Below are 12508 nucleotides of genomic sequence, written 5' to 3'. Positions count from 1 at the left end.
TTCCGGCCTAGCGTGAGACGAGGGCCGGTCTATCGGTTCACAACTCAGGAAGGGAGGCGGTTCGGCTCCGTTGTGGCACGGAAGTACGCGAAGGTGCGGACGGGCCACGACCGGCTTTCCTGATTTGTGAACACGGGATCCCGATCCGAGCCGACGCCAGGGCCCGGCCCGGGGCTCAGGTCCGGACCGCCGCCAGTGCCGGGACGCCGCACTCAGACGAAAAGAGGCAACCATGACCATCGTCGACACCTCCACCGGCACCCAGCAGGCGCCGATCCCCACGGGCGGACCCACGCTTCCGCAGGAACGGCGGCTGGTGACCGAGATCCCCGGACCACGGTCGCGAGCCCTCCTGGCGCGTAAGGCGGAGGCGGTCGCGAAGGGCGTCGGCCACAGCATCCCGGTCGCCACGGTCGCTGCAGGCGGCGGCGTTCTCGTGGATGCCGACGGCAACTCGCTCATCGATCTGGGCAGCGGCATCGCCGTCACCGGCGTCGGCAACTCGGCGCCGCGCGTGGTCGAGGCGGTGCAGCGTCAGGTGGCCCAGTTCACGCACACCTGCTTCACCATCTCTCCGTACGACAGCTACGTCGAGGTCGCGGAGGCGCTGAACCGCCTCACACCGGGCGATTTCCCGAAGCGCAGCGCGCTCTTCAACTCCGGCGCGGAGGCCGTGGAGAATGCAGTCAAGATCGCCAGGCACTACACGAAGAAGCAGGCCGTCGTCGTCTTCGACCACGCGTACCACGGCCGCACGAATCTCACCATGGCGCTCACAGCGAAAAGCCTGCCGTACAAGAACGGCTTCGGGCCGTTCGCGCCCGAGGTGTACCGGGTGCCGCTGTCGTATCCGTACCGCGACGGACTGAGCGGAGCGGATGCCGCCCAGCGCGCCATCGACCAGATCGAAGCGCAGGTGCGCGCCGAGAACCTCGCGGCCATCCTCATCGAGCCGATTCAAGGCGAGGGTGGATTCATCGTCCCGGCCGAGGGGTTCCTGCCCGCCCTGCAGAAATGGGCCAACGACAACGGTGTGGTGTTCATCGCCGACGAGGTGCAGACCGGATTCACCCGCACCGGCACCATGTTCGCCAGCGAACAGTTCGGCATCGTCCCCGACCTCGTGACCACGGCGAAGGGCATCGCGGGCGGACTGCCGCTCTCGGCCGTCACCGGACGCGCCGAGATCATGGACTCGTCGCAGGTCGGCGGCCTCGGCGGCACGTACGGCGGCAATCCGATCGCGTGCGCGGCGGCGCTCGCCACCATCCAGACGTACGAGGAAGACAACCTGGTCGAGCGGGCGAAGCAGATCGGCGACATCATCGGGGAGAAGCTGACCGCGCTGGCGGCATCCGATCCGCGGGTGGGCGATGTGCGCGGCCGCGGGGCCATGATGGCCATGGAGCTCGTCGATCCGTCCGAGGGCGGGGGACCGGGGCGACCGGATGCCGCGCTCGCGTCCCGCGTGCTGGCCGCGTCGGTGGCGCAGGGCGTTGTGCTGCTCACGTGCGGAACGTGGGGGAACGTCATCCGCTTCCTCCCGCCGCTCGCCATCTCGGACGACCTGCTGAACGAAGGACTGGACATCGTGGGAAAGGCGCTGACCGATGCTTGACGACAAGGTGAAGGACGCCATCGACGGCGCGAAGGGCGCCATCGAGCGTGTGACGGAGAAGGCGCTTCTGGCGCTCGTGCCCGACCAGCTGTTCATCGCCGGCGAGTGGGCCGACGGGGAGCGCCCGAGCGAGTTGACGGTGCTCGACCCTGCGACCGGCACCGTGCTGAAGACGATCGCGGATGCCTCGCCCGCCGACGGCATCCGCGCCCTCGACGCCGCCGTTGCGGCAGCGGATGCCTGGGCCGCCACCGCACCTCGCGTGCGTGGCGAGATCCTGCGCAGGGCGTTCGACCTGCTGCAGGTACGCAAGGAGGAGTTCGCCCTCTTGATGACGCTCGAGATGGGCAAGCCGCTCGCGGAGGCGCGTGGCGAGGTCGCTTACGGCGGAGAGTTCCTGCGCTGGTTCAGCGAGGAGGCTGTGCGCATCACCGGTCGTTACGGCACGAACCCCGAGGGCACGGGACGCATGATCGTCACGCAGCATCCGGTCGGGCCGTGCTACCTGATCACGCCGTGGAACTTCCCGCTGGCGATGGCCACGCGCAAGATTGCTCCGGCGCTCGCCGCGGGCTGCACGGTGGTCGTCAAGCCGGCGGAGCTCACGCCGCTCACGACCCTGTACTTCGCGAAGCTGATGGCGGATGCCGGCCTTCCGGCCGGGGTGCTCAACGTGATCACCACGACCACGTCGGGTGAGGTGTCGGAGCCGATCATCGCGGATCCGCGCCTGCGCAAGCTCTCGTTCACGGGATCCACGCCCGTGGGACGCGCGCTGCTGAAGCAGGCGTCGGACAACGTGCTGCGCACGTCGATGGAGCTCGGCGGCAACGCGCCGTTCGTGGTCTTCGACGACGCCGACCTCGACAAGGCGGTGGACGGGGCGATGCTCGCCAAGTTCCGCAACATCGGCGAGGCGTGCACGGCGGCCAACCGGTTCATCGTGCACGAGGCCGTTGCCGAGGAGTTCGCCGCGCGGGTGATCGAACGCGTGCGCGGGCTGAAGGTGGGCCGCGGAACCGACGACGGGGTCACGATCGGACCGCTCATCGACGACAAGGCCGTGGCGAAGGCATCCGCTCTCGTGGGTGACGCGGTCGACCGCGGCGCGACGCTGCGCATCGGCGGCTCGGCCATCGAGGGCGCCGGAACGTTCTATGAGCCGACGGTCGTGACGGATGTCGTGGCCGGCAGCGATATCCTCCGCGAGGAGATCTTCGGACCCGTGGTGGCCATCGTGCCGTTCCACGACGAAGCGGATGCCGTGCGCATCGCCAACGACACCGAGTACGGCCTCGTGAGCTACGTGTTCACGAAGGATCTCGCGCGCGGCCAGCGGATGGTCGAATCCCTGCAGACCGGCATGATGGGCCTCAACGTGGGCGTCGTGTCGAACGCGGCGGCGCCGTTCGGTGGTGTGAAGCAGTCCGGGCTGGGACGCGAGGGCGGGTTCGAGGGGATCCACGAGTACCTCTCCACGAAGTACACGCTGACGCCGGATCCGTTCGCGGGCTGACCGGCCGGCGTCGGCCCCGAGCTCAGACGGCGGCGCGCTCGCGCAGTGCGTCGTTCACCGGTGCGAACGCGACCTTGTCGAAGACGAGCTCGATGTCGGTGATCCGTCCGTCGGCGAGGTGCAGGTTCTCGACGCAGACGACCGCGCCGGCCGGAGTGTCGGTGACGAAGTCGTAGACGACGCAGGCGTGGTCGGCATTCTCGTACACATCGCGGATGTCGTTGCGTTCCAGGGCAGGCAGCAGCCGGCCGAGTGCGGCGAGCCACTGCGACTTGTCCGAGGTGCCGGTCCCGACACGCGCCTGGAGGGAGTCCGCGAGCAGGGCGTCGACGGCCGGCAGGTCGTGGTCTCCGACGGCTTCGATGTAGGCGCGGGCGATGGCCGCGGGGGATGTGGTGTCCATATCCGCACTCTAAATACAAATGTATGTGAGTACAAGGGTGCAATTGTGGATGATAGGTTCGAGGCCTGAGGCAGGAAAGGGACGCATGTGAGCGAACGCACGTCGAGCGCGGCAGCGATCGACCGCGGGCTTCGCGCCCTGGCCGACGGCAACCGCCGTGCCATCCTCGCTGCGGTCCGGGACGAGCCGCGCGCCGTAGGCGACCTCGCCGGAGCGCTCGCCCTCTCGCAACAGGTGGTCTCGCACCACCTGCGCGTGCTGCGCGAGGCCGAGCTCGTCGACGAGACACGGGACGGCACCCGGCACCTCTTCGCCGTGCGTACGGACGGCCTCGCCGCCGTTCGCGACTACCTCGACGGATTCTGGCCGTCCCAGCTCGGACGCCTGAAGGCGGCCGTCGAGTCAGGCGCACGGGGTGCGCACGCGAGCGGCGTCGAGGCGAAGGGCGAGCATCCGGATGCCTGACTTCCACACGTCGATCGACATCGACGCCGAACCCGACACGGTCTTCGACTACCTCGTGACCGCCGACGGCATGACGGCGTGGATGGGCGAGTTCGCCACGCTCGAGCCGCGTCCCGGTGGGCGCTTCGACGTCGACATCGCGGGGTTTCCGATCCGTGGTGAGTATCTCGAGGTGGAGCGTCCTCATCGGGTGGTCGTCTCGTGGGGGATAGCGGGCAGCGAGGATCTGCCGCCCGGCGCATCCAGGGTGAGCTTCGAGCTCACGGCCGTCGCGGGCGGCACCCGCGTCGACCTCACGCACAGCGGACTTCCGGATGCCCGGGTCGCGGGCCATCGCGTCGGCTGGGCGCACTTCCTGCCGCGGCTGCAGGGAGCCGGCGCGGGGCATCCGCTCGGACCGGATGACTGGCGTCCGGTGTCGTGAGTCGACTCTGATCGCAGCCCGAGGCCGCCGAGGCCGCCGAGTCGCGCCGCTCCAACGGCGGTGGAGTTCGGTGCGAAGAAGGGTCGACTCCGGCGCCGCGGATGTATAGCATCTCCACCAATGAGGCGATTCCTGAAAACCATTGCCATTTGGGTGGGGCCCGCTGGTGCGTGTGCGCCCTCGTCCGTCCCGGGAGAGGCTCTGGCGTGAGTATCCAGTCGAGCATGCAGGCGCTCACCGAGCGGTATCCACCGTCGATGAGGCGGATCTCGGAGGTCGTGGTCGCCAGGCCGCAGGTCGTGCTCGAGCTGACCATCACCGAGTTGGCGAAGCTGTGCCAGACATCCGAGGCCACGATCGTACGGTTCGCGAGAACGCTGGGATTCGCCGGCTATGCGGCGCTCAAGCTGCAGATGGCGGCCGAGCTCGCGGCCGAGACCGCTCAGCTCGGGGCCGACAGCAGCTACGGATCCGACATCGCCCCGACGGATACGCTCGCCGAGACCGTGGCCAAGATCAGCGGATCCGAGTTGTTCGGCATCCGGGAGACCGCGGCCAGTCTTGACCTCGACACGCTTCAACGCGTCATCGACGCCGTCGCCGGCGCACAACGGACGCTGGCATTCGGGGTGGCGGCCAGCAACATGGGCGCGCGAGACCTGCGAGAGAAGTTGCTGCGCGTGGGTCGCGTGGCTCTGGGGTTCACCGACGCCCACGACGCGATCAGCTCGGCGTCGCTCCTCGGAGCCGACGATGTCGTGATCGGCTTCTCGCACAGCGGCCAGACCCGAGAGGTGTGCGAGCTCCTCCGGGTCGCCCATGCGGGAGGGGCGGTCACCGTCGCGATCACGAACGCACCCGAGTCGCCGGTTACTCGCGATGCCGATCTGACGTTGCTCACGTCGGTGCGCGAGACGACGTTCCGCTCCGGCGCGATGGCCAGCAGGATAGCCCAGCTGACCATTGTCGACTACGTGTTCGTGGGGGTCGCGCGCACCAGCTACGAATCGAGCGTCCAAGCGCTTCGAACCAGCCGCGAAAGCCTGGCGCGGCTGCGCGGGGAGAGGTGACGGCGGGCATGGGTCGGGCACCTCAGCAGCTGGACACCGGCGATCCGGTCGTCTCGGCGGCGAGCGCGAGCGCACCCCTTGTCGCGTACGCGATGTGCGACGAGCACGGGAGGATGCTCGCATCCCGTCACGCACACACCGTCTTCTACGCGGCATCCACCGTCAAGCTCGGCGTGATGCTCGCCGCAGTGATTGCCGCTGAGCGCGGCGCGTTGCGCCTCGACGATGCGCTGCAGTGCAGGCGAGTCTTCGAGTGTGAAAGTGCAGAGGGCACCATCGAGGAGTTCCGGCTGGATCCGGACGACACGGATCCGCAGTTCCCCGCCGACGGTTCGTCCGCGACCATCCGCGAACTCGTGGCGATGATGATCGACCGGTCGTCCAACGAGGCGACGAACGTCTTGTTCGATCGCCTGGGACCGGCTCCGATCGCCGAGGCGTTCCGCCTCTGCCGTGCTTCGAATACCCGCATGGAACGTCGGATCGGAGATCCGTGCGCGGTACGCGCCGGACTGACCAACGAGACCACCGCGGCAGACCTGGTCGCCGTGATGCGCGGCATCCTGAGCGGCGCACTGACCACGAGGACGAACTCGGCGTGGATGCGCGACGTGCTGGAGGCGCAGGAGCATCCGCGGATCGGTTCCGTCGTGGAACCGGGGACGCCGTGGGGATCGAAGTCGGGAGACGTGCCGGGCATCGAACACGATGTCGCGTTCGTCGGGCAACCCGCATCGCGTCGCCTCCTCGCCGTCTGCACCCGCGGTTTCGAGCCCGAGCAGGGGCGCGAAGCCATCAGAGGAGTGGCCGCGGCTCTTCTCGGTGGATGAGGAAGCCGCCACACGCTGTCGTTCCGGTCCCACACCGACCGGACACATCAAAGGAGAGAAATCAGATGGCACGATCACGTCGTCCATACTCGAAAGCTCGATCAGATGACGCGCCGCCGCCGACCAGGCGGAGATGGGTGGCACTGGCATTGCCCGCTGCATTGATCGCCACGTTCGCGCTCGCGCAGCCGGCGTTCGCCGAAGCGGGATCGCCGGATGCCTCCGGAACGTCCACGAGCAGTCCTGCTCCCACGAACGCACCGCAGAGCACGTCGTCGGCCGCCCAGGAGACCGTGACGCCGGCACCGACGGATCAGGCGAAGGCGTCCAGCGGCTCCGCGACCACTGCAGGCGACAGCGCGCTCGGCGACTCGATCGCGAAGATCGCGCTCAGTCAGGTGGGCAATGGTGACAATCCTGTCGTCACCGGCTTCGGCGGCCTCAACTGCAACCCGTACACGACGCTGGTCGCGGGATTCTCCGCCAACTCCGACGGCTGCGGCTACGACTCCACCTTCAATGTGCGCAACTCGAACGAGAACTGGTGCGCCGACTTCGTGAAGTGGGTGTGGCAGCAGGCCGGCATCACGCAGGACATGAACACGATCAACGCCGCGGCATCGAGCTTCGTGCAGTGGGCGGTCGACGACGGACAGACCCCTGTCGCGAACTCCGGCACCCCTGTCGTCGGCGACGCCGTCGTGTTCTTCCACGCCGGTGCCATCAGTGCCGCACGATACGCCGACCACGTCGGCATCATCGTGGCCGTGCACGACGACGGAACGGTCGACATGGTCAACGGCGACTTCTCATCGTCGACGAACGTGAAGGTCGAGCACGACGTGAACCTCGACCTCACGACGTTCGCACACAACACGTGGAGCTCCGGCGAGGTGTGGGCTCTGGTCTCGCCGCCGACGGCCGCGCAGCATCCGAACCCGAAGGCATCCATCTCCGGCCCCGACACTGCGGTCACCGGAACCGAAGCCGTGTTCCACGCCGCCGGACGCGAGAACGGCGGATCCATGACCGGGTACTACTGGACGTTCGGCGACGGCCGCGCGACCAACAGCAACGGAGCGGATGTGACGCACACCTTCGCGACGCCCGGCCTGCACACGATCACGGTGACGGCGACCTCGAGCTTCGGGACGATCACGACCGTCACGAAGAACGTGAACGTGGTGGGGGCGTCCGCATCCGTTGCGGCCGTGCCGTCCACGGAGACGTGGTACTCGAGCTATCCGGTCTCGTACTACCGGTTCGTGAGGGCGAGCGGATCCGGGGACCTCGCTGCCGACGTGTGGGACGGCGCCAGCTGGCTCCAGGTGACGGCGGCGGGCACGCCGAGCTCGAACGGATCCATCGCGGCGCTCGCGTACATCGACCCCGAGGTCAACTCGGCGACCACTCCGCACGCGTACTTCCGTGCATCCGATGGCTCGCTCGCCGAGAGCTACCTCGGCGCAAGCGGATGGGTGAGCCAGGACCTGCCGGGCACGCCGGCGGAGGGAGCCGACATCGTTGCGGCGTACACGGCATCCGGTCCGACGGTGTTCTTCGTGGACGCCCACGGATCGCTGAACGAGACGAGCGAGTCGTCCGGCACCTGGTCGACCAAGACGCTGACGCACTTCGCCGTGCGGCCGGCCCCGCTCGCGTTGAGCGAGACGGCGGACGGACCGACCGTGTTCGCGATCGGGCACAACGGCAAGCTCACGACGGTCTCGCGGGCGGGCAACGCGTGGCCGGCGATTCCATCGTCGGTGCGTGTGACGAAGGATGCCACGCTCTCAGCCCTGACCACACCCATCGGCGCAGCGAGCGTCGTCGTGAACGGTGCCGAGGGTGCGAAGCATTCCGGAACTCCGGAGCTCGTGCAGCTCACGAAGAAGTCACGCGGAGCCTGGCAGACGACGACGCTTCCGGGACGTCCGGCCGCCGGCGCGATCACCGCGTCGACGTATGAGCTGCCGAGTGCCGTCTCCGGTCCGATCGGGAACTTCCCGAACCCGCCCGGAACCCTCGAGGAGGGCCCGGCGCACCGGCTCGGATCGGTCGTCGCGTACCTGACCGCTGACGGATCCCCAGCCGTGGCGTACAACGACGGATCCGGTTGGCACACCGCAGCCCTGCCCGGAAAGGCGACCGGCGTGACCGGCATCGCGGCCGAGCCGATCGCTCACCAGCCGCTGCAGGTGTACCTGGACACGGCATCCGGGCCGGTCATGGACACCACGGGCGACACGGCTCCGCCGAGCGGCCCCTGGACCACGCAACCGCTGCCGTCGAGCCCCGCCACGTTCGCGGACCGGGTGCTGCTGTACGCGGCCGGATCGGATGACGTGCCGGCCGCGCAGGCGGCTGCCGCGTCCGCCGGGTTGCCGTCGAGCCAGGTGACGACGTCGTACAAGGTGGCCTGGGCCGCGACCCTGTCGGGCGACCACTTCGTGATCGCCGTCGGACAGGCCGCGCTCAACGCGCTCGAGTACAACACGTGCGGATGGACCGACCCTTCCGCCATGGACCCGGGCAGCACGCCGTTCGACTATGTGACGCGGGCACTGAATGTGCTGCCGGGCGCCGACCTGTTCATGAACGGAGCGGCATTGGCAGCGGCGAACACCCAGCAGCGTGCGATCGACATGGCGTACTACGCCGTGCACGGGGCACTGCCGGACGGGCAGACGGCGCTGCCGGCGGCGGCTCCGTCGGCGAAGGTCTGCCTGGGCTCGGCGAGCTGAGTCTGCTGACCGCCGGTGAGCCTGATGGTGTCGGTTGAGACTGATGCCACTGGCCGCCGGTGAGTCCGGTGCCGCTGGTTGAGCCTGATGCCGTCGGTTGAGCCTGATGCCGCTGGTTGAGCCTGATGCCGCCGGTTGAGCCTGGTGCCGCCGGTTGAGTCTGGTGCCGCCGGTTGAGTCTGGTGCCGCCGGTTGAGCCTGATGCCGCTGGTTGAGCCTGTCGAAACCAACTCCGTGCTCGGTTTCGACAGGCTCAACCGGCGGTGGTGGGGGCTCAACCGGCGGCGGGGGCTCAACCGGCGGCAAGGGCTCTGGCGGCCGCGGCCTCAGCCCGCGAGGCCCTCGATGCCCAGACCAGGCACGTCGGGCATCCGCACCGTCTCGCCGTCGTAGCGGATACCGCCGCTCACCGGCGACGCGCTGAGCCAGAGTCCGGCGTCGAGGTCGTGCGCCGTCGGCGCGCCGGACCGTGCGTCGACGGATGCCGCGACCGCGCTCGCCGCAGCGATGCCGACGTGGCTCTCCATCATGCAGCCGACGATCACCGCGACGCCCGCATCCGCAGCAAGGTCGCGCAGCGCTATCGCCTCGCGGATGCCGCCGGTCTTAGCCAGCTTGATGTTCACCATGTCGGCCGCGCGCCTGGCGATAACCTCGCGGGCATCCCGAGTGGTCCACACGCTCTCGTCAGCGAGGACCGGCGTCTTCACGTGCGCGGTCACGAACGCGAGGCCGTCGAGATCGTCGCGGTGCACGGGCTGCTCGACGAGCTCGACGCCGAGCCCGGCATCCTCCCACGCACGGATCACGTGCACCGCGTGCTCGGACGTCCAGCCTTGGTTGGCGTCGGCGCGCAGCGTGACCTCCTGGCCAACGGCATCCCGCACGGCCCGCATCACCCCGACGTCGTCTGCGCCTGCGCCGACCTTGACCTTGATGGTGCGGAAGCCGGCATCCCGGTGCTCGACGGCCGCCTCGACGAGCCCGGCGATGCCGGCGGCGTCGACGACCGCGGACAGCGTCATGTCCGTGCGCACGCCGGCGGCGGCCATGGAAGCGGATGCCCCGAGCAGCTCGTACAGTGGAACTCCCGCCGCCTGCGCGGCCAGGTCGTAGATCGCGCAGTCGACGGCCATGCGTGCCGCCGAGTTGCGCACCACGGCGCGGTCGAGCGCTGTGCTCGCCTCGGATGCGGATGCCAGTGCTGCTGCCGCGCCCGCGGATCCCGTCGCTCCCGACGCACCCACCGACATCCCGAAGACCGCTTCGCGCAACGGGCCCTCGATCGCGGCCGTCACGCTGGCCGGGCTCTCGCCGGTCACGCGCCAGCTGGTCGGTGCCTCGCCCCATCCGCTGCGTCCGTCGGAGTCGACGACCTCGACGATCAGCACGTCGATCGCCGTGGCGGTGCGCACGGCCGTGACGAACGGACGCACGAGCGGCACGGATCTGCGGTGGAGGCGAACGTCGGCGATGGTGGTCACCACCGAACGATACGACGCGCGTCGCATCCGACTCGGCCGAAACGTCAGACTGCGCGGCCATGCGCTCGGGCGATCGTCACCGCGCGCGAGTGACGAACGGACTCACTCCTTCACCCCGAGCCCCGCGGCGACCGCGGACCGGATGCGCCGCTGCAGCTGTGCCGGGGCAGCGGAATCGGCATGCTGGAGCGCCGACTTCACCGCCGCCGCGCTCGCACCCACGAATGCGCCGGCGATGCCGGCGGCCTTGGCCGCACCCAGCTTCGGAAAACGTGCCGCCAACGCATCGGAGATGACGTCGATGGCGTCGAGCTGCTCCGCAGCGCCCCTCGCGCGCACGGCGGCCACGGAGTCGACGAGCCGCAGGCGGAGCAGTGCTCGCTCGCTGAGGAAGTCGTCTCTCGTGGCGTCTGCCGCGGCATCCAGGCATCGCAGCAGGACGCGGGCCGGATCGTCGTCGGGCGCCGCCGCCGCGATGGTGCCGACGGCGATGTCTGTACGGTCGAGCCCAGGGCCGAAGAGCAGCGCCTCCTTGCCCTCGAAGTAGGCGAAGAACGTGCGGGTGCCGATCTCCGCCGCCGCGGCGATGTCGGCCACTGTCGTCTCGTCATAGCCCTTCGATCCGAAGAGCTCGACGCCTACCGCGATGATGCGCTCGCGGGTCTGGGCGCGTTTGCGTTCGCGCAGAGGAGGGACGTCAGCCGAGGGTTCCGACACACTCACGGTTGACATCCTAGCGGTCGATGCTAAATTGCACTGAATGCGAAATGGCATTGAGTGCCGAAATATGGGGAGAATCGATGACGAAGAGCGTGCTGATCTCCGGAGCGGGAATCGCGGGTGGAGCACTCGCCTGGCACCTCGCCGAACGCGGATTCGAGGTCACCGTCGTCGAGAAGGCGACGGGCCTGCGGTCCAGCGGCAACCCCGTCGACGTGCACGACGACGCGCTGCGCATCGTGGAGCGCATGGGCGTGGCCGATGAGCTGGAGAGCGTCAGGACAAGCGTTCGCAGGCTCGTCGCGGTGAACCGGAACGGGCGGAGGCTGGCATCCATCCCGGCGACGGCGGTGGAGAACGGCGCCGACGGCATCGAGGTACCCCGCGCCGACCTCGCCGATGTTCTCGTGAGAGCGGCCGCCGGGCGGGCGAACGTGATCTTCGACGAGTCGATCGCCGAGCTGCACGAGGAGCCCGACGGCGTCGAGGTGCGCTTCGAGTCGGGACGCACGGCTCGCTACGACCTGGTGATCGGCGCCGACGGCCAGCATTCGCGTGTGCGCTCGCTCGCGTTCGGCCCCGAGTCGCGGTTCGCACATCGCATCGGCATGTTCGTTGCCACCGTGGCCGCGCCCGGCGCGGAGTTCGATCCTGCGGAGATGACGATGCTCAACGCACCGGGCGTCTCGTTCTCGCTCCATCCGTCCGCGGGCATCCCGATCGGGGCATTCATCTTCCACAGTCCGCTCGCCGCGCGCTTCGATGCGCGGGAGGCGGACTCGTCCCGCTCGATCGTCGCGGATGCCTACGCCGGCCTGGGCTGGCGCGTTCCGGAGTTCCTCGATCGCTTCGCCTCCGCACCCGACGTGTACTTCGACACTGTCACGCAGTTGCGACTCGACTCCTGGCACACGTCCCGGATCGGACTGCTCGGCGACGCAGCGTCGTCGGTCTCCGTCTTCGGTGACGGCTCGTCGCTGGCGATCATCGGTGCGCGCACGCTGGCGGATGCCCTCGCCCGTTATCCGTCCGACCCGGCTGTCGCCTTCGCCGAGTATGAGGGCGGGCACCGCGCTCGGGTCATACCGAAGCAGCGGGCCGTACGATCCGTCTCCAGACTGCTGGTTCCTCGCACCGCCCTGGGGTTGGGGGTACGGAATCTCGCTCTGCGTGGCATCCAGTTCGTCACCGCGCTGCGCCCGGGAACTCGTTGAGCGACCTTTTCTCGAAGCAT

General features: G+C 68.9%; 11 protein-coding genes. 8 read left to right on the top strand and 3 right to left on the bottom strand.

Translation table 11 applies throughout. From position 1 onward, the window contains the following. Positions 1-232 precede the first annotated feature (232 nt). Both gabT and ACX9R5_RS00750 read left to right on the top strand, forming a co-directional pair. On the top strand, positions 233-1618 hold the full coding sequence (gabT, locus tag ACX9R5_RS00755; protein ID WP_459407099.1) for a 4-aminobutyrate--2-oxoglutarate transaminase: 1386 nt from the start codon (positions 233-235) through the stop codon (positions 1616-1618). Next, a complete protein-coding gene (locus ACX9R5_RS00750) occupies positions 1611-3134 on the top strand; it encodes an NAD-dependent succinate-semialdehyde dehydrogenase (protein ID WP_459407098.1) in 1524 nt (507 codons plus the stop codon). Before gabT ends, ACX9R5_RS00750 begins: the two co-directional genes overlap by 8 nt. A gap of 22 nt (positions 3135-3156) precedes the next feature. On the opposite strand, the gene ACX9R5_RS00745 is transcribed toward ACX9R5_RS00750, so the two are convergent. After that, positions 3157-3537: a nuclear transport factor 2 family protein gene (locus ACX9R5_RS00745; protein WP_459407097.1), complete on the bottom strand. Its 381-nt coding sequence runs from the start codon at positions 3535-3537 to the stop codon at positions 3157-3159. 87 nt (positions 3538-3624) lie between these two features. Between ACX9R5_RS00745 and ACX9R5_RS00740 the strand changes: the two genes are divergently transcribed. The 5 genes from ACX9R5_RS00740 to ACX9R5_RS00720 all read left to right on the top strand — a co-directional run bounded on the left by ACX9R5_RS00740 (position 3625) and on the right by ACX9R5_RS00720 (position 9070). Then, a complete protein-coding gene (locus ACX9R5_RS00740; RefSeq protein WP_459407096.1) occupies positions 3625-4002 on the top strand; it encodes an ArsR/SmtB family transcription factor in 378 nt (125 codons plus the stop codon). Further along, on the top strand, positions 3995-4426 hold the full coding sequence (locus ACX9R5_RS00735) for an SRPBCC family protein (protein WP_459407095.1): 432 nt from the start codon (positions 3995-3997) through the stop codon (positions 4424-4426). The genes ACX9R5_RS00740 and ACX9R5_RS00735 overlap by 8 nt, the downstream gene beginning before the upstream one ends. A 206-nt stretch (positions 4427-4632) precedes the next feature. Beyond that, positions 4633-5496, top strand: coding sequence for a MurR/RpiR family transcriptional regulator (locus ACX9R5_RS00730; RefSeq protein ID WP_459407094.1), 864 nt, complete (start codon positions 4633-4635; stop codon positions 5494-5496). An 8-nt stretch (positions 5497-5504) separates the two neighbouring features. After that, on the top strand, positions 5505-6326 hold the full coding sequence (locus ACX9R5_RS00725; protein WP_459407093.1) for a serine hydrolase: 822 nt from the start codon (positions 5505-5507) through the stop codon (positions 6324-6326). Between the two features lie 137 nt (positions 6327-6463). Then, positions 6464-9070: a PKD domain-containing protein gene (locus ACX9R5_RS00720; protein ID WP_459407092.1), complete on the top strand. Its 2607-nt coding sequence runs from the start codon at positions 6464-6466 to the stop codon at positions 9068-9070. 326 nt (positions 9071-9396) lie between these two features. On the opposite strand, the gene ACX9R5_RS00715 is transcribed toward ACX9R5_RS00720, so the two are convergent. Together ACX9R5_RS00715 and ACX9R5_RS00710 are read right to left on the bottom strand one after the other, a co-directional pair. Continuing rightward, positions 9397-10554 (bottom strand): dipeptide epimerase, encoded by a 1158-nt coding sequence (locus ACX9R5_RS00715; protein WP_459407091.1) that lies wholly within the window; start codon positions 10552-10554, stop codon positions 9397-9399. A gap of 102 nt (positions 10555-10656) precedes the next feature. Next, entirely contained in the window at positions 10657-11277 is a 621-nt protein-coding gene (locus tag ACX9R5_RS00710; RefSeq protein WP_459407090.1) for a TetR/AcrR family transcriptional regulator, read from the bottom strand. Positions 11278-11354: 77 nt separating this feature from the next. Between ACX9R5_RS00710 and ACX9R5_RS00705 the strand changes: the two genes are divergently transcribed. Then, the gene (locus tag ACX9R5_RS00705; protein WP_459407089.1) at positions 11355-12488 is read left to right on the top strand and encodes an FAD-dependent oxidoreductase; all 1134 of its coding nucleotides are present in this window, start codon (positions 11355-11357) and stop codon (positions 12486-12488) included. The last annotated feature ends 20 nt before the right edge of the window (positions 12489-12508 follow it).

It is taken from the genome of Rathayibacter sp. CAU 1779 (assembly GCF_054551755.1).
The sequence above is the reverse complement of the archived record's forward strand: the minus strand, read 5'-3'. Positions and strand labels throughout refer to the sequence as shown.

Bases quoted from the DNA above. Each gene is read 5' to 3' on its own strand.
- gabT (WP_459407099.1), top strand. From the start codon at position 233: ATGACCATCGTCGACACCTCCACCGGCACCCAGCAGGCGCCGATCCCC.
- ACX9R5_RS00750 (WP_459407098.1), top strand. From the start codon at position 1,611: ATGCTTGACGACAAGGTGAAGGACGCCATCGACGGCGCGAAGGGCGCC.
- ACX9R5_RS00745 (WP_459407097.1), bottom strand. From the start codon at position 3,537: ATGGACACCACATCCCCCGCGGCCATCGCCCGCGCCTACATCGAAGCC.
- ACX9R5_RS00735 (WP_459407095.1), top strand. From the start codon at position 3,995: ATGCCTGACTTCCACACGTCGATCGACATCGACGCCGAACCCGACACG.
- ACX9R5_RS00725 (WP_459407093.1), top strand. From the start codon at position 5,505: ATGGGTCGGGCACCTCAGCAGCTGGACACCGGCGATCCGGTCGTCTCG.
- ACX9R5_RS00705 (WP_459407089.1), top strand. From the start codon at position 11,355: ATGACGAAGAGCGTGCTGATCTCCGGAGCGGGAATCGCGGGTGGAGCA.